Source organism: Micromonospora polyrhachis (assembly GCF_014203835.1).
GTDB lineage: Bacteria > Actinomycetota > Actinomycetes > Mycobacteriales > Micromonosporaceae > Micromonospora_H > Micromonospora_H polyrhachis.
In genome coordinates, this window is sequence record NZ_JACHJW010000001.1 from 3,505,620 (window position 1) to 3,531,476 (window position 25,857).

General features: G+C 70.1%; 19 protein-coding genes, 1 tRNA gene and 2 pseudogenes. 12 read left to right on the plus strand and 10 right to left on the minus strand.

Annotation, left to right across the window (positions count from 1 at the left end):
* Positions 1 to 44: 44 nt before the first annotated feature.
* Complete coding sequence (locus tag FHR38_RS15230; protein ID WP_184535298.1) at positions 45 to 1,301, minus strand: MATE family efflux transporter; 1,257 nt, start codon at positions 1,299 to 1,301, stop codon at positions 45 to 47.
* 127 nt (positions 1,302 to 1,428) lie between these two features.
* On the opposite strand from FHR38_RS15230, the gene FHR38_RS15235 reads away from it, so the two are divergent.
* From FHR38_RS15235 to FHR38_RS15245, 3 genes are read left to right on the plus strand one after another with little or no spacing between them, the layout of a single operon-like run.
* Complete coding sequence (locus FHR38_RS15235) at positions 1,429 to 2,184, plus strand: FkbM family methyltransferase (RefSeq protein WP_184535299.1); 756 nt, start codon at positions 1,429 to 1,431, stop codon at positions 2,182 to 2,184.
* A 58-nt stretch (positions 2,185 to 2,242) separates the two neighbouring features.
* The gene (locus tag FHR38_RS15240; protein ID WP_184535300.1) at positions 2,243 to 3,013 is read left to right on the plus strand and encodes a class I SAM-dependent methyltransferase; all 771 of its coding nucleotides are present in this window, start codon (positions 2,243 to 2,245) and stop codon (positions 3,011 to 3,013) included.
* Positions 3,013 to 4,767: an MmpA family trehalose lipid delivery protein gene (locus FHR38_RS15245; RefSeq protein WP_184535301.1), complete on the plus strand. Its 1,755-nt coding sequence runs from the start codon at positions 3,013 to 3,015 to the stop codon at positions 4,765 to 4,767. The genes FHR38_RS15240 and FHR38_RS15245 overlap by 1 nt, the downstream gene beginning before the upstream one ends.
* A 220-nt stretch (positions 4,768 to 4,987) precedes the next feature.
* Here FHR38_RS15245 and FHR38_RS15250 read toward each other — a convergent pair.
* Positions 4,988 to 6,145 (minus strand): annotated as a pseudogene (locus FHR38_RS15250) (glycosyltransferase family 4 protein); the annotation flags it as partial.
* Between the two features lie 110 nt (positions 6,146 to 6,255).
* Between FHR38_RS15250 and FHR38_RS32235 the strand changes: the two are divergent.
* A pseudogene (locus FHR38_RS32235) lies at positions 6,256 to 8,769 on the plus strand (alpha-(1->3)-arabinofuranosyltransferase); the annotation flags it as partial.
* A 1,943-nt stretch (positions 8,770 to 10,712) separates the two neighbouring features.
* On the opposite strand, the gene FHR38_RS15255 reads toward FHR38_RS32235, so the two are convergent.
* Positions 10,713 to 11,933 (minus strand): acyltransferase family protein, encoded by a 1,221-nt coding sequence (locus tag FHR38_RS15255; protein ID WP_184535303.1) that lies wholly within the window; start codon positions 11,931 to 11,933, stop codon positions 10,713 to 10,715.
* Between the two features lie 136 nt (positions 11,934 to 12,069).
* On the opposite strand from FHR38_RS15255, the gene pgfA reads away from it, so the two are divergent.
* Positions 12,070 to 13,161, plus strand: coding sequence for a cell envelope lipid trafficking protein PgfA (gene pgfA, locus FHR38_RS15260; protein ID WP_184535304.1), 1,092 nt, complete (start codon positions 12,070 to 12,072; stop codon positions 13,159 to 13,161).
* Positions 13,162 to 13,244: 83 nt separating this feature from the next.
* Here the strand turns inward: pgfA and FHR38_RS15265 are convergent, their stop codons facing one another.
* Positions 13,245 to 13,997 carry a class I SAM-dependent methyltransferase gene (locus tag FHR38_RS15265; RefSeq protein ID WP_184535305.1) on the minus strand — a complete coding sequence of 251 codons (753 nt, stop codon included), beginning with the start codon at positions 13,995 to 13,997 and terminating at the stop codon, positions 13,245 to 13,247.
* 127 nt (positions 13,998 to 14,124) lie between these two features.
* The gene (locus FHR38_RS15270) at positions 14,125 to 15,795 is read right to left on the minus strand and encodes a DUF885 domain-containing protein (RefSeq protein ID WP_184535306.1); all 1,671 of its coding nucleotides are present in this window, start codon (positions 15,793 to 15,795) and stop codon (positions 14,125 to 14,127) included.
* 88 nt (positions 15,796 to 15,883) lie between these two features.
* Between FHR38_RS15270 and FHR38_RS15275 the strand changes: the two genes are divergently transcribed.
* Positions 15,884 to 16,870, plus strand: a complete 987-nt coding sequence (locus tag FHR38_RS15275) for a DMT family transporter (RefSeq protein ID WP_221449033.1) — start codon at positions 15,884 to 15,886, stop codon at positions 16,868 to 16,870.
* On the opposite strand, the gene FHR38_RS15280 is transcribed toward FHR38_RS15275, so the two are convergent.
* Together FHR38_RS15280 and FHR38_RS15285 are read right to left on the minus strand one after the other, a co-directional pair.
* Positions 16,867 to 17,943, minus strand: a complete 1,077-nt coding sequence (locus FHR38_RS15280; RefSeq protein WP_184535308.1) for a PHP domain-containing protein — start codon at positions 17,941 to 17,943, stop codon at positions 16,867 to 16,869. The genes FHR38_RS15275 and FHR38_RS15280 overlap by 4 nt on opposite strands.
* A 93-nt stretch (positions 17,944 to 18,036) precedes the next feature.
* The gene (locus FHR38_RS15285; protein WP_184535309.1) at positions 18,037 to 18,996 is read right to left on the minus strand and encodes a DUF4034 domain-containing protein; all 960 of its coding nucleotides are present in this window, start codon (positions 18,994 to 18,996) and stop codon (positions 18,037 to 18,039) included.
* Between the two features lie 136 nt (positions 18,997 to 19,132).
* Between FHR38_RS15285 and FHR38_RS15290 the strand changes: the two genes are divergently transcribed.
* Positions 19,133 to 20,974, plus strand: a complete 1,842-nt coding sequence (locus FHR38_RS15290; protein ID WP_312882162.1) for a M48 family metallopeptidase — start codon at positions 19,133 to 19,135, stop codon at positions 20,972 to 20,974.
* A gap of 58 nt (positions 20,975 to 21,032) precedes the next feature.
* Here FHR38_RS15290 and FHR38_RS15295 read toward each other — a convergent pair whose 3' ends face one another.
* Entirely contained in the window at positions 21,033 to 21,761 is a 729-nt protein-coding gene (locus FHR38_RS15295) for a M23 family metallopeptidase (protein WP_376771481.1), read from the minus strand.
* Between the two features lie 179 nt (positions 21,762 to 21,940).
* On the opposite strand from FHR38_RS15295, the gene FHR38_RS15300 reads away from it, so the two are divergent.
* The 4 genes from FHR38_RS15300 (at position 21,941) to FHR38_RS15315 (ending at position 23,851) form a co-directional block, all read left to right on the plus strand.
* On the plus strand, positions 21,941 to 22,366 hold the full coding sequence (locus FHR38_RS15300) for a hypothetical protein (protein ID WP_246446553.1): 426 nt from the start codon (positions 21,941 to 21,943) through the stop codon (positions 22,364 to 22,366).
* Between the two features lie 97 nt (positions 22,367 to 22,463).
* Positions 22,464 to 22,631: a hypothetical protein gene (locus FHR38_RS15305; protein WP_184535311.1), complete on the plus strand. Its 168-nt coding sequence runs from the start codon at positions 22,464 to 22,466 to the stop codon at positions 22,629 to 22,631.
* 135 nt (positions 22,632 to 22,766) lie between these two features.
* On the plus strand, positions 22,767 to 23,312 hold the full coding sequence (locus tag FHR38_RS15310; RefSeq protein WP_184535312.1) for a tRNA adenosine deaminase-associated protein: 546 nt from the start codon (positions 22,767 to 22,769) through the stop codon (positions 23,310 to 23,312).
* 14 nt (positions 23,313 to 23,326) lie between these two features.
* Positions 23,327 to 23,851: a nucleoside deaminase gene (locus tag FHR38_RS15315; protein WP_184539704.1), complete on the plus strand. Its 525-nt coding sequence runs from the start codon at positions 23,327 to 23,329 to the stop codon at positions 23,849 to 23,851.
* 86 nt (positions 23,852 to 23,937) lie between these two features.
* On the opposite strand, the gene deoD is transcribed toward FHR38_RS15315, so the two are convergent.
* Positions 23,938 to 24,645: a purine-nucleoside phosphorylase gene (gene deoD, locus FHR38_RS15320; protein WP_184535313.1), complete on the minus strand. Its 708-nt coding sequence runs from the start codon at positions 24,643 to 24,645 to the stop codon at positions 23,938 to 23,940.
* Between the two features lie 76 nt (positions 24,646 to 24,721).
* On the opposite strand from deoD, the gene FHR38_RS15325 reads away from it, so the two are divergent.
* Positions 24,722 to 24,808 (plus strand) — tRNA-Ser (locus FHR38_RS15325).
* 125 nt (positions 24,809 to 24,933) lie between these two features.
* Here FHR38_RS15325 and FHR38_RS32240 read toward each other — a convergent pair.
* Entirely contained in the window at positions 24,934 to 25,812 is an 879-nt protein-coding gene (locus FHR38_RS32240; protein ID WP_246446557.1) for a DUF4231 domain-containing protein, read from the minus strand.
* Between the last annotated feature and the right edge of the window lie 45 nt (positions 25,813 to 25,857).

Here is a 25,857-nt window from a genome sequence, read left to right on the forward strand (position 1 = left end):
GGTCAGTTGACTCCGAGCGGGGGGTCAGTTGACTCCGAGCGAGGTCAGCTGACGTCGACTTCTCGGCTGGAACTGGTCGGGCAGGAACGTTCTGGCCGATGGGCCAGCCAGCCCATCACCAGCACGGTCGCTGCGGCGGTCACCAACGAACTGCCCAGGACCCCCGGGAGGCTACGTGGCGCGACCAGTACCGCGACGACGACCAGCCCTGCCAGCGCCAGCCACAGTGGACCGGACGGCCAGGGCGCACCGGCCGCCACCTGGGCGTTGACCAGCACGAACACCAGGGCGTAGAGCGCTCCGGTGGCGGCGAAGAGGGGCGCGTACCCGGCCAACCACAGGTAGTCGGCACCACCGGCCAGCCGGATCGCGAACTCTCCACCGACTGCCGAGGCGGCGACGAGCACGACCCCACAGACGGCGGTGACGATCAGCGCCACGCTCCGGGTACGCCGGTCACCCCGAGCCAGCCGGGGCAGGGCGAGCACGGTGACCACCTGCGGGGCCCAGAGCGCCCCCTTGGTGAGCACGCTGCCCACCGCGTACCCGCCGGACTCCGCGACCGACAGCAACTGCCGGGCCAGGAGCAGGTCCGCGTACGACACGGCGAGCATCGCCAGGGTGGCACTGCCAGCGGTGAGCACCGAGCGTCCCCTCAGGACACTGTCCAGCTTCGCCACCGGGTCCGACCCGGTGTCCGCCCGCCGATCGGGAGCCGCGAGCCAGGCCAGGACGGGCAGGGTCAGGTAACCGACCACCACCCCGACCAGCAGGGACCGGGTCAGCCCGGCACCCGCCGCCAGCCCGCCGATCAGCCCGGCGTACCGGCCGGTGGCCAGGACACCCATTCCGGCGGCGAGCCGCAGGAAGCGTTGGTCGCCCTGGAGCTCCCCGAGCCACCGGCCGGCGAGTACGACCGGGACGGTCGTCGCGGCCAGCAGCACCGCCACCGGAACCGGCAGATGCAGGTACGACGTGAGCAGCGGCGTCGTCGCGAGCAGGGCACCGCCGGTGAGGGCGGCGGTGGCCACGGTGACCCGGGTGGCCGGGATCCGGCCGTATCGGGCCCGGCGGACGGCGACCGCGATCTGGAGGCCGAGGCCGGGAACCCCGGCGATGCCGCCGAGCGCCAACACGGTTGCCAGCGCGCCCAGGTCACCGGCGCTGAGTTGCCGGGCGCCGAGCATCGGCACCAGGAACGCCAGCCCGTTGGTCAGCATTGCCGCAGCCGTGACCGCCGCACCGGCCATCCCCAGGCGGCTGCTGCCAGCCCCGGTGTCCCGTTCCGTGCCCTGTGTCATGCCGCCCCAAGTCCCTCATCGGTCCGGGTGGATTCTCCGGATAAGTGCCGGCCTGCGGTTAGCGTAGTGACCCCGGTCATTGGCAGGACCCCCCGATCCTGTCCGGAAACCGATAACGTCTCGCGTCATGGCCCAGTCGAACGGTCTGTTGACGAAGGTGAGTTCCGGACTCGCCGCGATGCTGCCCGAGCGGTTCGTCGCCGCAGCGATCCGCGGGGTCTATCCCCGGGTCGAGCCGGAACTCGCCAGGATCGCCGATTTCGTGCCCTCCGGCGGCACCGCGATCGACGTCGGCGCCTGGTACGGGCCGTGGACGGCCCGGCTGCGGCGACGCGCGGAGCTGGTGGTGGCGGTGGAACCCAACGCAACCCTCGCCCGCTGCGTCCGGGCGGCCTTTCCGCAGGTACGGGTGGTCGAGGCGGTCGCCTCCGACCATACCGGCGAGGCGCAGCTCTTTCTGCCCCCGGCCGGCCCGGCGGTCGGAACGTCGTCGGTGGAGTACGGCGACGGCGAGCCGGTCACCGTACCCCGGGTGACCATCGACGGCCTCGGCCTCACCGAGGTGCGGTTCATCAAGCTGGACGTGGAGGGGCACGAGCTGCCGGCGTTGCGGGGTGCGGCCGAGACGATCCAGCGGGACGGCCCGGTGCTGCTGGTCGAGGTCGAGGAACGGATCCAGCCGATCGAACCGATCGTCGAGCTGCTTCGAGGCTGGGGTTATCGCGGCTTCGTCATGCCGGAGCGGGACTGGATGCCGCTGGACGACTTCGACCTGGTCGCACACCAACGGGCGACGATCGCCCGGGTACGGCAGAGCTTCGCCCGCCGGGTGCTGGTGCCGAAGCCGCGCTACGTCAACTCGGTGTTGTTCCGTCGGGCCTGAGCCGAGACACCTCTCGCCGAGCAGGTACCTTCCGTCGATGGCGCAGGAGTTGCCCGTGATGTCCGCTGGCCCAGTGTCCCCCGATCGCGCACCGGCCACCGCCGCCCACCGTGCCGACCTGGCCCGGTCGGTACGGCTGTTCCGGGCGTTCCGTAAGGAACAGACCGACCCCGACTTCTTCTACGGGATGCTCGCCGAGGACACCGTGGGCCAGCTTCGGGCGTACACCGATCTGGCTGGGACGACCCTGGTCGACGTCGGTGGTGGGGCCGGCTACTTCGCCGACGCACTGCGTCGGGCGGGTGCCCGGATCGTCTGCGTGGACTGCGACGCCGGGGAGATGTCGGCCCGGGACGGTGTCATGCCGGCCGGCGGTGTGCTGGGCAGCGCGCTGGAGTTGCCGGTGCGTACCGGTTCGGTGGACGTCTGCTTCTCCTCCAACGTCCTGGAACACGTGCCGCAGCCGTTCACCATGGCCGAGGAGATGGTGCGGGTGACCCGGCCCGGTGGCATCGTCTACCTCTCGTTCACCAACTGGCTCTCCCCGTGGGGCGGGCACGAGACCTCGCCCTGGCACTACCTCGGCGGGCACCGGGCCGCCCGACGCTACGAGCGCAGGTACGGCCGGCGGCCGAAGAACGTCTTCGGCGAGAGCATGTACGCGGTCTCCGTCGCCGAGACCCTGCGCTGGGCCCGGAGCCAGCAGGAGGCGGAGATCGTCGAGGTCATGCCGCGTTACCTGCCCCGGTGGGCCAAGCCGATCGTGCGGGTGCCGGGGCTGCGTGAGGTGGTCACCTGGAACCTGGTGCTCGTCCTGCGCAAACGCTGATGACCACCGACGTGGCCGTCCCCGCGCTGGGCGGTTCCCGGCGGGACCGGCTGGTCCTGCACGTCACGGCGGCGGTGGTGACCGCCGTCGTACTCGCCCCGCTGCTGCGTCCCGGCTACGTCCTCCGGTACGACATGGTCTTCGTCCCCCGACAGCCGCTGCGCTGGGACCTGATCGTCTCCCTGGACACGCTGCCCCGGGCCGTGCCGCAGGACCTGGTGGTTTCGCTGCTCAGCCAGGTTGTACCCGGGTGGCTGCTGCAAAGGATCGCGCTGGTGGCGGTGATCTGGCTGGCCACGGTGGGTGCGGGTCGACTGGTGCCGGCGCGGCGTCGGCTGACCCGGATCGTCGCGGCGGTCGGCTACGCGTGGAGCCCGTTCCTGGCCGAACGGCTGCTGCTCGGGCAGTGGGGGCTGCTGCTGGCGTACGCCGCCCTGCCCTGGCTGGTCGCGGCAGCGCTCGACCTGCGGGCTGGCCGACGTGGCGCACTGTCGAAGTTGGTGCTCGCCGCCGCCTTGGCGGCGATCACTCCGACCGGTGGGGTGTTGGCGCTGCTGACCACGGCGGTGCTGGTGACGGGCCGACGTGGCGTGGCCGCGCTCGGGGCGGTGGTCGCCCTGAACGCCCCCTGGTTGACGGCGGCGGCGGTGACCACCGCTGGGGGCCGGTCGGCCGCCGAGGGGGTGGCGGCGTTCGCCGCTCGGGCGGAGAACTGGGCCGGTCCGCTGGTCGCGCTTGCCGGGACCGGGGGCATCTGGAACGCCCAGACCACTCCGGAGAGTCGATCCTCGGTGCTGGTGCCCTTGGTCACCGTCGGGCTGCTGGTGCTGGCCGCGATCGGCTTCCCGGTGCTGCGTCGCCGCTGGCCGGCGGGGCTGGCGGTCCGGCTCGGTGCCCTGGCGCTGCTCAGCTATGGTCTCGCCGCGCTGGCCACCCTGCCCGGCGGGGCCGCCGTGCTGCGCTGGCTGGTCAGTGAGGTGCCCGGGGCCGGTCTGCTGCGCGACGGGCAGAAGCTGCTCGTCCCGTACGCGATGTGTTTGTTCCTCTGCGCGGCGCTCGGTGCGGAGCGGCTCGTCGACCGGCTGGCCGACCGCCTGGCCGACCGTCTGGCTGCACCCGCCGACCGCCTGGCTGCACCCGCCGACCGCCTGGCTGCACCCGCCGAGCGGCTGGTCCTGGTCGGGCTGGTCCTGCTGCCGGTCGTGGTCCTGCCGGACCTGACCTTCGGGGTCGGCGGGCAGCTCCGGCCGGTCCGCTACCCGGCCGACTGGACGACGGTGTCCCGGATCGTCGCGGACGAGCCGGGGCCGGTGCTCTCCCTGCCGTTGAGCATGTACCGGGCCTATCCGTGGAACCACGGAACCGTGGTGATCGACCCGCTGCCCCGGCACCTGCCGGCCGAGGTGCTCACCGACGACACCCTCTACGTCGGCGACCTGGCGGTGCCGGGGGAGAACCCCCGGATGCGGCGGATTCGGCAGACGATCGCCGAGGGCGGGTCGGTGGCCGGCACCGACGTCCGCTGGGTCGTGGTGCAGCCCGAATCGGGTGGCCGGCTGCCGGAGACCGCCCTGGTCGGCCTCAGGCTGATCCACAGTGGCCCGACGTTGACCCTCTACGAGAATCCTCGCGCGGTGGATGCGGGCTCGCCGCCGAATCAGCGACGGTGGATCGCCCTCGGTGGTGCGGTGCTGGCCCTGTCGGTGCTGCTAGCCGCCCTCGCGAACCTTTTGCGGCGGGCTACCGCGTGGTAACGTGCCGCGACGCGCATCGATGAAGGAGCGTGCGAGATGCCAAAGCCGATAACCATGCTGATGGCCGGCGTCATCGGAGCGGTGCTCGCCGTGCTGGGCCTGGCGGCGATCACCCCTAAGCTGGCGGTGTCGACCGAAACCGCAGCCGCCAATGAAACCAAGACCGGGCAGGAACAGCCCCAGGTCTACGGCAGTCGGTAGCCGGAGCCGCAGTCGGAGTCGTCGCGGCAGGCGGCAACACCGCCGCGACGACCTCGGCGAACCGCTCTCCTGACGCCGTCCAGGTGAACTGGGCGGCGTGCTTTCGTGCGGCCGTACCCATCGCCCGGCGATGGTCGGAGTCGGCAAGCAGTTCCTCCACCCGAGCGGTGAAGTCCGCCTCGTCGTGGGCGAGCAACCCGGTTTCGCCGTCGACCACCGACTCGGTCACCCCGCCCGCGTCCCGGAACGCCACCGTCGGTGTGCCCACCGCGCCAGCCTCCACGATGGTCAGGCCCCAGCCCTCCTTGAGGGAGGGGGTCAGCGCCAGCCACGCCCAGGACAGGAGTTCCTGCTTCTCCTGATGACTGACAAAACCGGCGAAACGCACTCGGTCCGCGATGTTCAACTCGGTGGCCAACCGGCGCAGCTGCGACTCCCACCAGCCCTGTCCCGCGACCACCAGCTGCAACCCGGGAAACCGGCCGACCAGCGCGGCAACGGTGTGCAACGCGATCTCCACCCGCTTGTGCGGCACCAGACGACCGAGGACCACCAGCGACGGTTCCGGCGAGCGCTCCGCCGACCGGACCAGCTCCGGCGTGCCGTTGTGGACGACGGTGACCCGCTCCGGGGCGACACCGAGCTGGGCCAGCTCCTCCCGGGTGGCCGCGGAAACGGTGACGTATCGGCAGTTCCGGTAGGTCCACACCGACAGGCGCGACTCGACCCACCAGCCGAACCGGGCACCCCGGGCACCGAGCACCACCGGCCACTGCTCCCGGTGCACATGGTGGACGAGGGCGATGACCGGCCGCCGGGCGTACCAGGGGGTGAAGAAGGGCATGCCGTTGCAGACGTCGACCAGCAGGTCGACCCGACCGCTGTGCCGGCGGGCCAGCGGACCGAGCCCCAGCCAGCCAGCGAGGTACGTCAACGCGGCGAAGAGGTAGACCGTACGGCGACCACCACGCCGGACGATCCGTACGCCGGCAGCGGTCACCTCCTCCGCCGGGGCACCCGAATGGGCGGCGCAGAGCAGGGTGGCGCGGTGGCCACGGGTGACCAACTCGCCAGCGATGCGTTCCACATAGACCTCCGAACCACCGCCTTCCGGATTGTCGGAGTCGCGCCAGTTGAGGAAGAGGACATGACGATCGGGGGTGTCGAGGGTGTCCACGAAAGCTCCTACTGCCGAGTAGTCTTCGCGATCGCGCCACACTATGGGCTCATTGACGACCTGGCAATGGTTCGAGTGTCATCACTGCCACCCTCGGTGAAGGGAGCACGATGCAGTTGACGGTCCGCCGCGAAGAAGTTGCGGAGGTCGATGACGGGTCGAGGCTGACCTGGCGGTTGCGTACCGTCGCGCTCTGCGCCGTGCTCACCGGGCTGGCGTTCCTGCAGGCCCCGGGGCTCACCGTGGCAGACTCGAAGACCGACCTGGTGGTCGATCCACTGGGCTGGCTCGTCCGGGCGGCGCAGGTCTGGTACCCCGAGGGCACCTTCGGCCAGATGCAGAATCAGGCCTACGGATATCTCTGGCCGATCGGCCCGTTCTTCGTCGTCGGAGACTGGCTGGGGATGCCGCCGTGGGTGGTCCAGCGGCTCTGGTGGGCCCTGCTGATGTGCGTCGCCGCCACCGGCGTGATCGCCCTCGCCGGTCGGCTTCGCATCGGCACCCCGACCACCCGCCTGATCGCCGGGGCCGCCTTCGCGCTCTCGCCCCGGATCCTCACCGAGTTGGGCCCGATCTCCATCGAAGCCTGGCCCACCGCCGTGGCACCGTGGGTGCTCGTACCGTTGGCCGGGTTGCGGGCCGGTCAGCCACGACGTACGGCGATCGCCCGATCCGCCCTCGCCGTCGCCTGCGCGGGCGGTGCCAACGCCACCGCCGTGCTGGCCGTGGTCCCGTTGGCACTCCTGCTGCTCGCCAGCACCCAGCCGGCCGGACGCCGCTGGTCCACCCTCGGTGCCTGGTGCCTGGCCGTCGGGGCCGCGACCGCGTGGTGGCTGGTGCCGCTGCTGCTCCTGGGCCGGTACAGCCCGCCGTTCCTGGACTACATCGAGACCGCCGACGTGACCACCCGGGTCACCGACCTGACCACGGTGTTACGCGGTGCCTCGCACTGGCTCGGCTACTACAGCGACGTGACCGGCCCGGCCTGGCCGGCCGGCTGGCGGATCGCCACCGAGCAACTGCCCGTCGTCGCCACCCTGGTCGTCGTCGCCTTCGGTATCGCCGGGCTGGCCCGGCGCGGCATGCCACACCGCCGCTGGCTGGTCACCGGCCTGCTGGTCGGCCTGGCCCTGGTCGGCCTCGGCCACGTCGGCACGGTCGACGGGCTCGCCGCCGACCTGCAACGGCAGTTCCTCGACGGGGCCGGTGCGCCACTACGCAACGTGCACAAGTTCGACGTGGTGCTGCGCCTGCCGCTGATCCTGGGCCTGGCCCACCTGCTCGGCACCTTCGACCGCTCCGCCGCCACCGCCGGCCTCCCCGGAGGGAGTGGTGCCGCGTCCCCGACCGCCGGGCCCGGCTGGCACCCGGCCCGCAAACGGGCCGCTGCGATTACCGCCGCCGCGCTCGCCGCGATCATCGGAGTGGCGAGCCCCGCCCTGACCGGCGGGCTGGCCCAGAAGGAGGGGTACACCGAGGTCCCCGGCTACTGGCGGGACGCGGCCGGATGGCTCGACGAACGGCTGGAGCGGGACAACGTACTGGTGGTGCCCGCCGCCAGAGCCCCCCGCTACCTCTGGGGCACCCCCACCGACGAGATCGCCCAGTCGCTGCTCCACTCCGGTTGGGGCGTCCGCAACTCCATCCCGCTCACCCCACCGATGACCATCCGGCTGCTCGACACGGTCGAGTCGGCGCTGGCCAGCGGGGCCGGATCGGCCGGGCTGGCCGACCTGCTGGCCCGCTCCGGGGTCAGGTACCTGCTGGTGCGTTCGGACCTCAACTACGGCGCGTCCGGTGCGGCCCGCCCGATCACCGTGCACCAGGCGCTCGACCGGTCCCCGGGAATCCGGTCGGTGCGAAGCTTCGGGCCGATCGTCGGCAACAACAAGTTGTTCGGCGGCTTCGTCGACGAGGGCCTGGACGTCCCGGTCCGGGCGCTGGAGGTCTTCGAGGTCGACCGCGCGGTTGACCGGATCGTCGCCTACGACGCCAGCAGCGTCACCACCGTCGTCGGCGGACCCGAGTCGCTGCTGCACCTTGCGGCGGCCGGCCAGCTCACCCCGGCACCGACGGTGCTGGCCGGGGACCACCCGACCGGGCTGCCCCTGGGCGAGGTCACGATCACCGACGGAATGCGTCGCCGGGAGGTGACCTTCGGGCTGCCGTACGACGCGGTGTCGGGCACCCTGACCAAGGACGAGCCGGCCCGGCTCGGCATGGCCAGCCGGGACTTCCTGCCAAGCTGGGGGGACGGCAAGACGACGGTGGTGCACTACGAGGGCATCCGGGGTGTGACCGCGGCCAGCTCGTGGGCGCAGGCCAACCCGTTGGCCGGGGCGCGACCGGCGTACCAGCCGTACGCCGCACTCGACGGCGACCCGGGCACCTTTTGGCGCTCCGCACCCGGCAGTATCGCCCAACAGCAGTGGCTGGAGGTCGAGCTGGCCCGACCGCAGGTGGTCGCACAGGTACGGCTCCGCTTCGACCTCGGTGCCGACCTGGTGCCCACCCGGATCAGCGTCGTCACCGGCGCGGAGACGGTACGCGCCGATGTGGTGGACGGGGTCGCCGAGGTACGTCTCGCCGGGGTCCACGCGACCGGTCGGGTACGGGTCGACATCGACCAGGTGGCCGTCCAGCGGGTCGAGTACGGCCAGGTCGGCATCGCCGAACTGGAGATCCCCGAGGTGACCGCCGAACGGACCATGGTGGTGCCCGAGCCGCCCGCCACGCACCAACCGGCGTCGATGGTCTTCGCCGCGGCTCCGAGCGTCCCGTCCTGCTTCTTCCTCGCCGACCAGCCGCGCTGTGCCGACGGGGTGGCCCGCGCCTCGGAGGACGGCGACCGCGTCGACCGTACGGTGCACCTGCCGACCGGTGGGGCGTACCGGCCCGAGCTGTGGGTGCGGGCGAAACCCGGGCCAGCCCTCGACGCGCTCCTCGACCGGGAGATCGCCCGGGCCCGAGCCGGCGCCCGGGTGGCCGAGGCGGGTTCCGGAGCCGGGGCGAGGGCCGGGGGTGGGGCCGACGGCGACGAGTTCCCCACGGTCGTCGCCTCCTCCACCCGGCTGCCCGAGCCGGCGACCCGAGCCGGCGCGGTGCTCGACGGCGATCCGGCCACCGCCTGGTCGCCTGCGGTCGGCGACCCCGGACCCTGGCTACGGATGACCTGGCCGTCGGCCCGGACCATCACCGGCCTACGAGTGACCGCCCATCCGGAGGTCGCCGCGTCCCGGCCCAGCCGGGTGCAGGTGATCGGTGACCGGGACACCCGCAGCGGCACGATCGGCCCCGACGGGACGGTCACCTTCGACCAGCCGATGGAGTCCCGGGCGATCACCGTCCTGTTCCGGGCGGACGCGGTTGCCAACTCGTACGACCCGTACACCAACCGGACCGAGTCGCTGCCGATCGCCGTCGGCGAACTCTCCGTACTGCCCGGTCCGGCCAATCCGCTGCCCGAGCTGTGGCAGCAGGTGACCCTGCCGTGCGGGTCCGGCCCGGAGCTGACGGTGGGCGGGGTGCCGGTCCAGACTGCGATTACCACCACGGTGCGGGAGCTGTTGGAGACCCGGGAGATGCGGGCCCGGATCTGCGTGTGGGGCAACGGGACCGTCCCGGTCGAGGCCGGGCAGAACCGGATCGTGGCGAGCGCGAGCGAGCTGACCACCCCGGTCCGGTTGGCGCTCACCGCGAATGAGGCCCCGGCGCTGGCCACAAGTGCGGATTCGGCGCGGCCGACGCCCCGTCCGGTACGCGTCGACGACTGGTCGGCCACCAACCGGCTGGTGCGGTTGGATTCGCTTCCCGTGCACCGGGTGCTGGCGATGCGGGAGAACACCAACCCGGGCTGGCGGGCGACGGTTGGCGGCCGGACGCTCACCCCGATCGTGGTGGACGGTTGGCAGCAGGGCTGGTTGGTCCCGGCCGGGGTGGGCGGTGAGGTGCGGATCTCGATGGAGCCGGCGACGCCGTACCAGGTTGGGCTGGCGGCGGGGGCGGGCTTGCTGCTCGGTGTGGTGTTCCTGTCCGTGCTGCCGGCTCGCCGGCGTACCGACGACGATCCGGCCGAGGCCGCCGAAGCGGACCTGACCGACGATCCGGCCACCGCCACCGTCGATGTCGCCGCAAACGCCGACGTCACCGCCACCGCAAACGCCGACGTCACCGCCACCGTCGATGTCGCCGCAAACGCCGACGCCACCGCAAACGCCGACGCCACCGCCACCGCAAACGCCGGCGTCACCGCCGACGCGGATGTGGGTGTTGACGCGGATGTGGATGTTGACGACGAGCCAACCGGCGGGCGGGACTGGCTCCTCCCCGCGATCGTCGGTGGGATCGCGTTGCTGCTGGTCGGTGGCCCGGTGGCTGGGGCGCTGGCCGGGGCCGGAATCGCTGTGCTCGCCCTCCGGTCGAAGCTGGTCGCCCGGAACCCGACCACCGAGCAACGTCGGCTGCGTCGGCTCTGGCGGCAGGCGGCGTGGCTGCTGCCAGTCGCGTGTTTCGCGCTGGCCGGTTGGCAGTCGACCGTCAGCCTCGACCCGCACCGGGCGGCGGCGCCTCAGTTGGCGGCGCTGGCAGCGGTAGCCGCGCTCTGGCTCTCGGTCGTGGGGTCGGACTTCCGGCGCGGGCGCCGGGCGAGGACCAGTCGGGGCCGCCAGGCGGAGAGCCGCAACGCCGGACGCTCCACCGCGTAGTAGCTGATCGTGGCGAGCAGCAGGCCACCACCGAGGGTCAGGGCGAACGTGCCGAGCAGGTCGCCGCTGAACATCGGACGACCGGTGGACCGGTAGGTCGCCTGCAACACGAAGGGGTGCCAGAGGAAGAGACCGTAGGAGACGGTGCCGAGCCACCGGGCGGTGGCGGTGCCGAGCAACGCCTTCGTCCGGGTCTGTGGCCCGAACGCGATCGGCAGCACGAACAGCACGGCGACGGCCAGGTAGAGCACCAGTCGGGTGGCCACCTGCGCGGTGCTCGGAGTGGTCAGGTCGTGCCGCCCGGCGACCGGGGTGGTCGCGATGGCGAGGATGCCGAGAGCGATCGCCCAGCAGGCCAGCGGGCTGCGTCCCAGCGCGTTGAGGAACCGCCAGGCCCGTGGCGCGGTGCCGGTGGCCAGGGCCACGTGTACGGCGGCGAGTGCGATGCCGGCCCCGAACCAGGTGGCGTACGACGGCAGCCACATCCCGTACGGCCAGCCGCTGAGCAGGCCGGTGGCCATGGCGACCAGCCAGCCGACGGTCACCGGGATGGTTGCCGCGGCCACGGCGACGGCCCGCCACGGTCGCCACCGACGACCGGTCGCCGCCACCGCGATCACGGGCAGGATCAGGTAGAACGCGACCTCCGTGGCCAGGCTCCAGGTCTGCCCGACGCTCTGCCGCAGGGCGCTGCCGTCGTAGATCTGTGTCAACGTCAGGTAGCGCAGCCAGTCCGAAGGGGTCAGCGCTGGGCTACCGGGCAGCAGGAGCAGGCAGACGACGACCGTGAGCCAGTACGCCGGCAGGATGCGCAGCGCCCGCCGCCACAGGTACCGGCGGCTGCTTGGGGCGGCTGTTCCGGTGGCCGAGGCGTACGCCCAGGGCCGGAACAGCAGGAACCCGGAGAGTACGAAGAACAGCGCCACACCGACGTCGAGCACGCCGAGCCAACCACCCCAGGGCGCGGTCAGGGTGACCCCGGTGTAGAAGCCGACATGTTGGGCGAGGACCGCGATCGCGCCGATCACCCGTACGGCATCCAGCGCCGGTAGGCGGGTCAGCACATGGGGAGCACCTGTGGACATCAGCCTTCCAGGGGGTCGCGCTCGAAGTGACTGGGGAGTAACCTGCCGCCATGTTAAGGGCGTGTCATCGATACGTCAGCTACACGTTCGGCCCGAGGTCGAGCGGCGCCACTCGCCGTAACATTTGGGAGGATCAGTGAAACGACTTGTCGGCGCCGCCCTGTTCGGGGTGGGCGTCCTGTTGGCCATTTTCGCTATTGGCTTGCCAGCGTACGTCGCGCCAGCGGTGACCCAGCTCCCGTACGACCTGGAGAAGTCGACCTCGGTGGCCGAGGCGTCCGGCGCCCAGTTCCTACAGATCAAGTCGGGTCAGGCCACTGTGGAGTCGGGGGCCCTGCGGACCACCGTCGAAGTCCTGCCCCGCGCCCGGCAGACCAAGGACAAGATGACGGGCAAGCTGGAAGGCAACGCCGTCGTCTGGGAGGTCTACCAGGCGGTACGGCGCGTCGACAACGAAGAGCTGATCAACGCCTACAGCACCGAACTCGCCCTGGACCGACGTAGCGGTGCCGCTGCGGCCTGGGACGGCGCGTGGCTCAAGGACGGCACGGACCTGGCTCCCGACTACTCCGGCCAGGTCTACAAGTTCCCCTTCGGCACCGAGAAGAAGTCCTACCTGGCCTACGACCGAGACCTGCGGCGGTCCCTGCCGGCGGAGTTCAAGGAGGAGACCACCATCAACGGCGTACGGGCCTACCGGTTCGAGCAGGTCGTGCCCGAGCAGCAGGTGCACGTGGCCGAGGAGAGCGTCAAGCTGTTGCTGAGCAAGTTCGCCCCGGGGGCGACCAGCGGCCAGGTCTTCTACCGCACCACCCGTACCTTCTGGATCGAGCCGGTCACCGGCCTCTACCTGGACTTCCGGGACCAGCCGCACAAGGAGCTGCGGCCGAACGTCGGCTCGCCGACGGTGCTGCTGGACGCGGACTTCCGCTACACCAAGGAGACCGTGACCTCAAGCTCCAACCGGGCCGCCGAGAACGCCCAGAAGATCTCGCTGGTCACCTTCTGGCTGCCGGTCATCCTCGGCGTGCTCGGCCTGATCGCCATCGTCGTCGGACTGCTGCTGGTGCTGCGTGGCCCTCGGGACGGGGCGGCCCGGCATCGCCAGCCCGAGCCGGACCAGACGCCGGTCGGGGCGCGGGCCGGGGCGGCTGGCGCAGCCGACCGGGACACCGCAGTACTGCCGTCGGTCGGCTCCGAGGCGGACGGCCGTCCTCCGTCCCGCTGACCTGACCCCGGCCCTGACCGTACGGCGGGGGCCGACCGCACCGTCGGTCCCCGCCGTATCCATCGGTCATTGCTGTGGTGCCGTCAGCGTTTGACGGCCAGTACGACGAGGATCGAGGCCAGTGATGGCCGGCGGCACGCCAGCGAATCCAGCCAGGTCATCGCTCGGGGGACCTCGTGGAATCGGGCACCCCGGAACCGGACCGGCTCGAAGCCCTCCCGGCGGAGCAGGTCGACCAGTGCGGTGCGGTGGAAGAGCCGCAGGTGCCCGACGGGCAGGGTCTGCTCCTTGAACCGGCACAGCGGGCCGGCGCCGACCTGGGTGGAGCGGCTCGAGGTCTCATAGAAGATCGGCTGGATGCCGAATGGAAAGAGCATCCGGTTGTACCAGGCGTGCAGGTTCGGTGTGGTGATCACGAGGTGGCCGCCCGGCCGGAGCACCCGGGCACACTCCTCCACCAGTAGGTCGGGGTCGTAGAGGTGCTCGATCACCTCTGCCGCGTGCACGATGTCCACCGTGGCGTCCGGCAGCGGGATCCCCTCGCCCAGGTCACACTGGTGAAACTCGTACGGCAGCCGTGTCGCCCGGGCCAGTTGGTGTTCCGAGTAGTCGACCCCGATCCAGCGGACCGGGCGGTCGCCCACCTGCCCGGCGAGGTGGTCGAGGTAACCGCCGTCGCCACAGCCCACATCCAGAACGCTCACCGGAGCATCGGCTTGCTCGGCTTGCTCTGCGAGCGAGGCCAGGACGATGTCGCGCGCGACGACCTGACGGTGATACAGGCCCGGCGTCTGGGTGTCCCAGCCCTGTGCGCCGTAGTAATCGATGATCGGCACGATGGTGAGCTTAGTTCGCGCTGGCTGGCCGCGTGACCCCGCTCATCGGCTCCGGACGATGAATCGTTCGGAGCCGATGAGCGGGATGGTCTACCCGGTGTTGGTCAGAGCAGACCAGGGACGGCGGTCAGAGCCGGGCCAGGGCGGCCCGCAGCGGGTCGAGACCCAGCGAGCCGAGGTCGAGCGCGGCGCGGTGGAACTCCTTGAGGTTGAAGTCGACGCCCTTGCGGGCCTTCGCGTCCTCGCGGGCCTGGAGCCAGATCCGCTCACCCACCTTGTACGACGGCGCCTGCCCCGGCCAGCCCAGGTAGCGGTTCAGCTCGAAGCGCAGGTTCTCGTCCGGCACCCGACAGTGTGCCCGCATGAACTCCCAGCCGAGTTCCGGCGTCCAGCGCTCGCCCGGGTGGAAGCCGAACGGATTGCCCTTCGGGATCTCCAGCTCCAGGTGCATGCCGATGTCGACGATGACCCGGGCGGCCCGCATCGCCTGCCCGTCGAGCATGCCGAGCTTGTCACCCGGGTCTTCCAGGTAGCCCAACTCGTCCATCAGCCGTTCCGAGTAGAGCGCCCAACCCTCACCGTGGCCTGAGCACCAGCAGAGCAGTCGCTGCCAGCGGTTGAGCAGCTCGGCGCGGACGGCGGTCTGGGCGACCTGGAGGTGGTGGCCCGGTACGCCCTCGTGGTAGACCGTGGTGACCTCACGCCAGGTGGAGAACTCGGTGATGCCCTGCGGCACCGCCCACCACATCCGCCCGGGACGGGAGAAGTCCTCGCTCGGGCCGGTGTAGTAGATCGCGCCGTCGCTGGTCGGGGCGAGGCAGCACTCGATCCGGCGGACCTGCTCCGGGATGTCGAAGTGGGTGCCGTGCAGTTCGCCGATCGCCTTGTCGGCCAGCGCCTGCATCCAGTCGCGGAACGCCTCCTTGCCGTGGATGCTGCGGGCCGGGTCGGAGTCCAGCGCGGCGACCGCCTCGTCGATGCTGGCCCCGGGGCCGACGATCCGGGCGGCCACCGCCCGCATCTCGCTCTCCAGTCGGGCCAGCTCCTCGAACCCCCAGGCGTACGTCTCGTCCAGGTCGACCTTTGCGCCGAGGAAGTACTGCGAGGCGAGCTGGTAACGCTCCCGCCCGGCCGCCTGCTTCTCCCGCCCGAGCGGGGCGAGCTCCTCGCGCAGGAACTGGCCGAACTGGGCCGTTGCGGCGGTGGCGGAGGCGGCTCCCCGCCGGAGGTCGGCGGCGAGTGCGCCCTCGGCCGTCAGACGGTCGACCAGACCGTGGAAGAAGTTGTCACCGTTCGGGTCGGTCCAGATGTCGCACTGCTTGGCGACCTCGACCATCTGCACCCGGGAACCGACGTGGCCCTGCTGGGCGGCGGTCCGCAGAGTGGTCCGCAGATCCTCGACCGCCCCGGCGAACTGGTTGAGCCGGGCGGCGATGTTGGTGACCGCCTCCTCGCCCTCGGTGGGCATCAGGTCGAAGACCTGGCGGATGTCGTGCAGCCCGCTGGCGATCACGTTGAGCTCGCTGGTCGTCTCACCGGCGTCGTAGCGGGCCAGCTCCAGACCCAGCCGCTCCTGCATCGCCTCCTTGGCGGTTCGCTCAGCCTCGGTCTCCGGCTCGGTGACGTCGAGCTTGGCGAGCGTACGGCGGGTCAGGTCGGCCTGTGCCGCGTAGCCGGCCGGTGACAGGTCGCCGAGCTGATCGTCGTAGCCACTGATGCCCGAGTAGGTGGCCCCGGTCGGGTTGAGGGGCGCCCATTCGGCGACGTAGTGGTTTGCGAGGTCATCGATTTGTCCCACGTCACGACCCTACGTGATCCACAAAGCCCGCTGCACTGGCATTACGCTGACCGAAAACCGCGCGCAAGCGAGTTGGCCGCCGGGCAGGATGTCAGGAGTGACTGTCGGAATCGCCCCTGACAAAGCCAGCCTGCGTAGCTGGTTGCCCGGTTTTCTGTTCCTCGCCGTCATCTGGGGATCGAGTTTCCTGTTTATCAAGATCGGCGTCCGGGAACTTCACCCGCTCCACGTCACCCTCGCCCGGGTCGGTATCGGCGCGCTCACCCTGCTCGTGGTGCTCGCCGTGCTGCGGGACCGGTTGCCCCGCGACCCGAGGCTGTGGCTGCACCTGGCCGTGACCGCCGCCATCGGCACCGCCGTGCCGTTCACCCTCTTCGGGTACGGCGAGCAGCGGGTCTCCTCCATGCTCGCCGGCATCTGGAACGCCACCACGCCCCTGGTGGTGTTGCCGCTGGCGGTGCTGGTGTTCCGTACCGAGCGGATGACCATGCGCCGGGCAGTCGGCATGACGCTCGGCTTCGTCGGCGTGCTGGTGGTGCTCGGCGTGTGGCAGGGCGTAGGCGGCGCCCAGTTCACCGGACAGATGATGTGCCTTGGGGCGGCAGCCTGCTACGGCCTGGCCATCCCGTACCAGAAGCGGTTCGTCACGGACCGGACCGAGTCGGGCCTGGCGCTGTCGGCGGGGCAGTTGCTGATGGCGACCGCGCAGCTCGCGGTCGTCACGCCCCTGGTCGCCGGTGCCCCGCCCGCGCCGACCAGCCTGTCGCTCGACGTGGTAGCCGCCATCCTGGCGCTGGGCGCGCTCGGCACCGGGCTGGCCTTCGTCATCAACATGCGGAACATCCGACTCGCCGGGGCGAGTACCGCGTCCACGGTGACCTACCTGATGCCGGTCGTCTCGGTGTTGATCGGCGTGTTCCTGCTCGACGAACACCTCGCCTGGTATCAGCCGGTCGGCGCGCTGGTCGTGCTGGTCGGGGTCGCCTACTCCCAGGGGCTGTTCCGCCGTACGACGAAGTTGGACCGGTCGCCAGCCGGCACGCTCCAGCCGGCCGGCGTGGGCAGCGAGCCCTAACCGACGTGACTGGCGGTCCACTCCACTAGTTGCTCGGCTGGCCAGGTGTTGACCACCTGGTCGGCCGGTACCCCGCACAGCGCCGCCCGCTGGCAGCCGAACCGCTGCCAGTCGAGCTGGCCCGGGGCGTGCGCGTCGGTGTCGATCGCGAATCGGCAGCCCGCCTCCAGCGCCACCCGGATCAGCCGCTTCGGCGGGTCCTGCCGTTCCGGTCGAGAGTTGATCTCGACGGCTTTGTCGTACTCGACGCAGGCGGCGAAGACCGCCACCGCGTCGAAGTCGCTCGGCGGCCGGGTACGGGCCCGATGCCCCCGGTCACCCGGCCCGGTCACCCCCGCCGGCCGGGCCGCGACCATCCGACCGGTGCAGTGCCCCAGGATGTCCAGGTGCGGGTTGGCGATCGCGGCCAGCATCCTTCGCGTCATCCGGGCGCTGTCGTCCCGCAGCCCGCTGTGCACCGAACCCACCACCACGTCCAGCCGGGCCAGCAGCTCGTCGTCCTGGTCGAGCGACCCGTCGGCGAGGATGTCGACCTCGATACCGGTCAGGATGCGGAAACCTTCCGGCAACGCGTCGTTGACGGCGGCGATGTGGTCGAGCTGCCGGCGCAGCCGGGCGGCGGTCAGGCCCTTGGCCACCGTCAACCGGGGCGAGTGGTCGGTGACGACAACATACTCGTGGCCGATCTCGACCGCGGCCAGCGCCATCTCCTCGATCGGCGAACCCCCGTCCGACCAGTCCGAGTGGGTATGGCAGTCGCCCCGCAGCGCCGTACGCAGGTCCGTTGCGGCGGCGTCCAGGTCGGTGCCCTCGGTGGCTTCGAGCCGCCGCAGGTAGACCGGCTCTTCCCCGGTCAACGACTCGGTGACCGCCCGCGCGGTGACCTCACCGACCCCGGAGAGCTCGGTCAGCGTGCCGGCCTTCGCCCGCGCCGCCAACTCGTTTGGAGGCAGTGCCCCGAGGGTCTTCGCGGCGGACCGGAAGGCCCGGACCCGATAGGTCGCCTCGTTGGCCCGTTCCAGCAGGAAAGCGATGCGGCGCAGATCGGCGATCGCGTCCCGAGCGGCAGCCATGGGGAGACGATAGCCGCCCCGTACCGCCTCCGCCGGTATCACCCGTGTCGGCACCCCAAGCGAGTGCCACATCGCTGTCGTCATGAGCGGGTACTACCGTGTTGCCGCCGCAATCGCCGCCCGGGCCCGGACAAACCGACCGGCCGGATCGCGCCCGTTGAGGTACTGCCACGGCCATTCGGTTACCTGGTCGCCCACCACATCAAACTGCTCCAGTGCGGAACGATGGTCGCCCGCGAGCGCGAAGGCGAACGCGAACAGGTTGTGTAGAACCGGCCAGCCAGATTGACGCTGGAAGTCGGGGTGCCGGATGCTGCGATCCGCAGCAGCGTTGAGTTCCGCTACCACCGCGCTGGTTTTCATGTAGTCGGCGTCCTCCGGGCTGGGCAGGCCGAGCCATCTTTCAATATGCGCCACGGCGATGAGCTCGCCCAGCGAACTGCCGGCGGGTGCCTTCGCCGCCGACTCGCGGGCGAAGGTGAACATCTCCTCGTGGCTTCCGGACCACTTCTGGCAGCGGTATTGCAGCATGTGTTCGTGGGCGAGCCGATGGTACGGATGGCGGGCGATCACCTCATCGAACCGCCGCCGCACCTCCGCCCGGTCGACCTGCCGACCACGGGCCGAGAGCACCAGGTACATCCGGCCGGTCGTGTCGTCCGGATCCCGCTCGACGACCTCGTCCAGGCAGTTCTCGGCAAACTTGAGCCGTTTGTGAAATTCCCGAAACTGATCCTGGCTGGTGTACGCCGCACGGGCAGTGCCACGGGCCTCCCAGGCCCAGCGCACCGCATGTGTGCCCCGTACCAGCACTGGAAGCGTCGAGTCCGGCTCGGCCGTGATCCACTCCTCGATCCAGTCCTGCACCCCGGGCACCTCAGCAGCCACGGACACGCAGAAGGCGTGATCGTCGGGATCGGTGACCGACGTCAGCGCGTCGCGGGCGGTGGGCCAGTCCCGTCGGGCCAGGGCGTCGTATACCAGCCGTGCGGCCGGATCACCCATTGCCGGGTCGATGGCCGGCTTCGCCGACCTACGCCTGAATAGTCGCATGTGGACCTCTCCTTGATCGACCGAGAGCGTACGGGTGGCGGTCGCTGACCGTAAGGGGGTTGCCGCTCAGAGATCGACACCGTACGGTCCCCTGCGCCGCCGCCCAGAACGGGCGGCCGTACGAGAAGGGAACGACGTGGTCGCGACCTACCGGGCGTTGGCGTCCGTGGTCATGCTCGCCGGCTTCTATCTGGTGGCGCTGGTGCAACTCGGTGCCGCCGTCGCCCTGGTGTTGTGGTTGAGCACAGTGATCGCTGGTGCGGTCGCGGTGAAACTGGTCCTGCCGCTGTTCATCGCCCTCGGCGGCGCGGTGGTCGCCCTCTGGCGGGCGATCCGCACCGAGTCGGGACCCGCCCCCGGGCTGGTGGTCCAGCCCGACCAGGCACCGCAACTCTGGCAGCTCGTGCACGAACTGGCCGGCCAGGTCGGCACCCGCGTGCCGGACGAGATCCGGATCGTGCCGGAGATCAACGCGGCGGTCGGTGAGGAGTCCAAGCTGCTCGGTCTGATCGGTGGCCGGCGCACCCTCTACCTGGGACTGCCGTTGGTGCAGGCGCTCAGCGTCGACCAGCTCCGGTCGGTACTCGCCCACGAACTCGGGCACTACTCCGGGCGGCACACCCGGTTCGGTGCCGTGGCGTACCGGGGGCGGCTGGCGATCGGCGGCACGATCGACCGCATCGGACCGTGGAACCCGGTGGGCTGGGTCTTCAAGGGGTATGCCCGGCTCTACCTTATGGTCGACAACGCCGCCTCCCAGCGGCAGGAACTGGAGGCCGACCGGGCATCGGTCCAGGTCGCCGGTCGGGCGGCTGCCGCCTCCGCGTTGCGCGAGCTACCCGCGCTCGACGCGGCCTGGGGTTTCTACTTCAGCCGGTACGTCGAGTCGGGCTGGGAGGCAGGATTCGCCCCCGACGACCTCTTCGGCGGGTTCGCCGAGCTGATCGCCGCTCGGGAGGACGAACTTGCCGCACTGCGCGAGCAGGAGCCGTCCAGCGAGCGGTCACGGTGGGAGACCCACCCGCCGATCGGCGAACGGATCGCCACCATGGCCGAGCTGCCCGAGGGCACTGTCACCTCGGACGGGCGACGAGCCACCGAGCTGCTGCCCGATGTCGCACTGGTCAGCCGCCGGCTCCAGGAGTTGATGGTCGACGTGGCACAGCGGACCGTACTGCCCTGGCCGGAGTTCACCGCGGCGACGATCGCCGCCGGTGTGCAACGGCAGGCGGACACGATCTTCCGGGCAGCGGCCCGACTGACCGGCGCGACCGACGTCGCCCTGCCCACCATCTTCGAGCTGGTACGGGCGAACCGCCTAGGGGAGTTCGCCGAACAATTCTTCCCCGATGCCACCCGCAGGGAGGCGGCCCAGCGGTTCGTCGGCCGGATGGAGTTGCTGCTGTGCAACGCCGCGGTCTCCTCCGGGGTCGCCCACTGGCAGCACTCGTGGTCCAGCCCGGCTCGACTGGTCGACAAGACCGGTGAGCCGCTGCCGCTCGACGAGATCGCCAAGCTGGCCGTCGACGAGGAAACCCTCGACGAGGCAGAACAGCGTCTGACCGAGCTGGGCATCGACTCCGCCCAGTCCACCCTGGTCCAGCGCCAGGCCACCGCGACGGGTGCCGACCTGATCGGCGGGTTGGCGAACATCAAGGTGGACGGGGTCGACCACGATCTGCTGATCCTCGACCGGGGGTTCGTCTTCATCGGTGACCCGGGCAAGGCCAACAAGGGGGAGAAGCGGCTGCGGGAACTGGTCGCCGGGATGCCGGTCGCCAAACTCGCCGAGATCCACCGGTTTCTGCCGTACGAGGAGGTCGCCTCGGTGACGTTTACCCAGCGGACGCCGCCCAGGGCGGAGCTGCGGCTGCACGACGGACGGACGGTCAGCATCCAGGCAACCTGGGGCGGTGAGATGCTGGAGAAGAAGAGCCGGGAGACGCTGCTGCGGGTGCTCGACTCGTTCGACCAGTGAGGTCAGGCAGGGCCCCTCCTGACGTTTTGTTTACGGGAGGGCCCCTGCCGAACCATCCTCAGGGAGCCGTCGGGCAGCCCCGGGCGCGCTGCCAGTCGGCAACGGTCCTGGCCGGTGAGGTGTCGTTCTTGCGACGCCACGCGTCGAGATACTTCGCCGGCCAGATCACGCCCCGCCGGACCCACCAGTCACCGGTACGGGCACACACTGGCGAAATGCCGAAGTGCAGGTGGCAGATGTTGTTGGCGTTGCCGGTCTTGCCAACGGTGCCGATCTTCTGCCCGGCGCGTACCCGTACCCCGGCCTCGATACCGACGGTGACGTCGGTCAGGTGCGAGCCGTAGTAGCGCACCCCGTCGTCGCCGAGCAACGACACCGCCTTGCCGCCGTTGAGCGGCCCCTTGGGGCCACGCTTGTCGAACCTGTCGACCCGGCTCACCTCAAGGATGACGCCGTCGGTCACCGCCACCACCGGTGCCCCACAGGCGGCGAAGAGGTCAGCAGCCGGGTAGGCGGAGTGGGTCGAATGGTAGGAGACGTCGGCGGTCTGCACCGGGAAGACGTACTGGGGTCTGGTCGCGGTCACCGACGGACCGGCAGTGGTCGGCGAGCCGGTGGGTGACGTGCTCGCCGTCGCGGAGCCCGAGCTGGCCGGTGCGCCGGTACCCGAGGTGTGGAACGACGGCCGGTCTGCTGCTGGTTGCGCGTCGCCGCAGCCGGCGGCGAGCGTCGCGAGCAGCGCCACCATCGGGTACGCCAGGTTGCGGCGCAACGGTACGGCAGGCACCTTTTCTCCCCGTGACATCCGGACATCCTGACAGACGGTTTCGTGGACTATCTCCCGAACCGTCGGCGTGCGGGGCGGTTGCCACCCGAAGCAGGTGGGCTATCCAGCCTCGGCGGGTACGCTGCGCCGGAAGAGCGGTCGTCGGGAGAGTGGTGGCCGCTGGTGAAGGAGCGACGGTGATGACGCAGCAACCGGCGTTTCCCCCGCGGCCGGGGAGTGGGGTCCCGCCCAACTGGTACTACGGCCCCGGTGGTCGTACGCCCTCCGGGCTGTTCCCGTCCGGTCCGAGACTGTTTCCGGTCGGCCCGCAACGACCGACCTATCGGGAGCCACACCCGGTACGCGGTGGCGCGGTGGCCGCCGGTGCCGGTGCCACGATGGCCTGGTTGCTGTTCTTCGGATTGCTCGGTAGGGACCTGGCCGGCTACGTGTGGTGGACGGTGTTGGCGGGCGGGGTGGCCTGGCTGGTGGCGATGCTGTTGGTCCGGATAGGTGACCGGGGCGCCGCCGCCGGGATTGCGATGGTGACGGCGTTCGGCTGGAGTGTTGCCGTGGTGGTGACGGCCGCACGGTGGACGGTCAGTGGAAACTGGCCCCTGTGGTGATGGGTTCAGGCGACCCGTTCGACACGGCGTGTGGTGAAACCGATACCTAATCGTCACCAGGCTTGACGAATTCTTCATAACTCGGCACGCTCGCCTCATGGCCTGGACAGAGCAGCGGTCCGATGCTGATCGCAGCCGCCGCCGGTTACAGCTCCTCGCCGAGCTGGCCGGGGCTAAAGCGCAACGCGAACGCGAGCGTCCGCTTCGCCACCGCGCCGACCGGCTGCGCGAGCTGATCGACACTCGCCGTCGCCTGGCCGGTTAGCCGGTTCGCCGCTCTTCGAATCCCGCCCCGTCCTTCGGGGAGTTGTCCGACCTGTCGCCGAGGCGACCGGTTACCGTCACGCGGTAACGACAAGTCAGCGGTGGTGTGCCGCAGGGCAATTGGGGGGACGGGACCGTGCCGTACTTCGCTGGGGCCGCGGTACGCGGTGCGGCCGGCTGGACAGCCGCCGAGATCGACCTCGGCGGTGTAGCCGATCTGGACGAGGTGGCCGACCGACTACGTGACGTCGACCTGGATGCCGAGGTTTCGCTGCTCTTCGTCGAGGCCGATGACGTCTACCTGACGATCCTGCGGCTGGACGAGGGCGAGAACCTGCGGGTCTTCAGCTGTGACTCGGCGTTCGCCGAGGAGTCCCGACTCGGCGCGCTGCTGGTCGGTGATCTCCAGGCACCCGTCCTGGACGCCGACGAGGCCGCCGACTCGGACGACCAGGAAGGATCGTCGGGCTCGGGCAACACAACCGACGAGGACGAGGAGCCAGCGGCCGACCCGGACGCCGACCCGATCGGCGACGCCGACCTGCTCACCGACTTCGGCATCTCCGCGCAGCGGCTGCTCACGCTCTGCGCGCACGACGGGATGATGCCGGCCGACGTGACAGCCGAGGTCTGCCAGATCATCGGCTGCGGCGACGAGGTCGAGGAACTGCGCGAGGCGTGACCGGACCGGTGGAGATGGGCGGCCTCGCGGACGAGTCGTTTCCGGTCGGCCGGCGGCAGCGGCATGAAGCCTGGATGCGCCGGGCGCTCGACGTCGCGGCTGCGGAAGGACGCTCGGTCGACACCGAAGAGGTCACCCGTTCGGCCCTCGAACCGGTCGGTGACGTACCGGTCGGTGCGGTGCTCTACGGACCGGACGGCGTGGAACTCGCGGCCGGTCGCAACGAGCGGGAGTTGACCGGTGATCCGACCGCGCACGCGGAGATCCTCGTGCTGCGCCGGGCGGCGGCGAAACTCGGGGCTTGGCGGCTGGACGGCTGCACCCTGGTGGTGACGCTCGAACCGTGCACCATGTGCGCCGGGGCGCTGGTGCTGGCCCGGGTCTCCACGCTGGTGTTCGGGGCGTGGGAGCCGAAGACGGGCGCGGTGGGCTCGCTCTGGGACGTCGTACGTGACCGCCGGCTCAACCACCGCCCGGAGGTCTACGGCGGCGTCCTCGAAGCCGAGTGCGCCGCCCTGCTCCGCGTGTTCTTCCGCTGACCCGAGGGACGGCGCTCTTTCGCTGATCCGGGGACGGGGCTGTGTGCCGCCGTCCCCGGATCCGCGGGTCGTTCGCAGGTGAAGGGTCAGGCGATGGCGGTGTCGAGGGCGATCTCGACCATCTGGCCGAAGGTCTGCTCGCGCTCCTCGGCGGTGGTCTTCTCGCCGGTCTTGATGTGGTCGCTGACGGTGAGCACAGTCAACGCCCGAGCCCGGAACCGCGCCGCGATCGTGTACAGCGCCGCTGACTCCATCTCCACCGCGAGTACGCCGTAGTCGGCCAGCGTGTCGTACAGGTCTGGGCGGTCGGTGTAGAAGGCGTCCGCGGCCAGGACCGGCCCGACCCGCATGCTGATGCCGCGCCGCTCGGCCACCTCGACCGAGGTACGCAGCAGCCCGAAGTCGGCGACCGGGGCGTAGTCGACCAGCCCGTCGAACCGGACCCGGTTCATGTTCGAGTCGGTGGACGATCCGTTCGCCGCGATCACGTCCCGCAGTTGCAGGTCAGGGCTGAGCGCCCCGCAGGAGCCGACCCGGATCAGGGTCTTCACGCCGTACTCGTTGATCAGTTCGTGGGCGTAGATCGAGGCGGACGGCATGCCCATGCCGGAGCCCTGGACCGACACCTCGACGCCGGACCATCGGCCGGTGAAGCCGTACATGCCCCGGACCGTCGAGTAGCACTTGGCATCCTCGAGGTAGGTCTCCGCGATCCACTTGGCCCGCAGCGGGTCGCCCGGCATCAGGACCCGCTCGGCGATCTCGCCCGGCTTCGCGCCGATGTGCGTACTCATGACATGTGATCCTGCCAGGTTGGCGCAGGCGATACCGCCGCGACGTCCGCCCACGGCATCGGGTACCCTTCTCGGCGGTGGCGTGTCCGAGCGGCCTAAGGAGCACGCCTCGAAAGCGTGTGAGGGTTTACGCCCTCCGAGGGTTCAAATCCCTCCGCCACCGCTCATGAAGTGCGAAAACGCCCGGCCGGTCCTGACGGACCAGCCGGGCGTTCAGCTTTCGGTCTCAGTTTTGGTCTCAGTCGTCGTCAACCACGACGTGCTCGGAGCGGAACCGATGAGTGCCTGTCACTCCTCGCGCTTGACCTCGGCGGGCTGATCAAGTTGCTGCTGCCGCTTGTTCTGCTCGTCGCGCAGCCTCTCGACGCAGTCTGCGAAGAGGGCGTATGCCGCCTCCTCGTCTAGCCCTGCATACTTGCCCACGCGGAGCTCGACAGCTTCGTATTCCCGTTCAATCGCGTCGGCCGTCTGTTGGGAGTTAAAGCTGCGCTCGTGATATTTGAAGTACCCGGTAAAGCCTGCCGATAGTCCCACAGCGGCGCTGGCTGCCACGGTTAGCCACCTTGCTTGACTGAAGGCGACTGACGCTGTAGCAATCGCGGAGGTGGCTACCGAGCCGATAATAATTACGCTTTGGAATCTGTTATGAATCCCCCGGGTTCTCCCGGCATCTTCACGGAACTGTGAGATCAGGTCGGGAACGTCATCCCTGTAGCGCTTTTGTGCGAGCAGTGCCCCGTCGTCTCCACTGCTCATGCTCGTGTCTAGGTCGGCCTGGGTGCGTCGACGGACGACATGGAGCTTCTTAATGATGATGCGGGTTTTCCTCATGCGCTTGTATTGCCAGTATGCCAGCGCTGGTGAGGCAAGCAGTGATACGGCGCATGCAATGTATAGCTGTGTAGAGAAGCGGGTTAGTTGTCCGAAATCGGAGAAAGTGGCGACTGTAGCTATGGCCACGAGGGCGACATTGCCTACGAAGATCCAGGCGATTCCAACCTTGCGCCATAATCCCTGAAGATGGAGCTTTTCTTCGGCGTCGAGGATTAAGCTGCGGACATGGTCGGGGTGCCAGCTCTTGGAGCCATCACTGATGACCTGGTTCCAGTTTTCCTCGTTTGTGGTTCCACTCTTCTTTTTCCAAAGCTGCGACATTTTCGACCACATGGCGTAACGCTATGGTTACCCGTCTGGTGAGACAAGGTGAGGCTT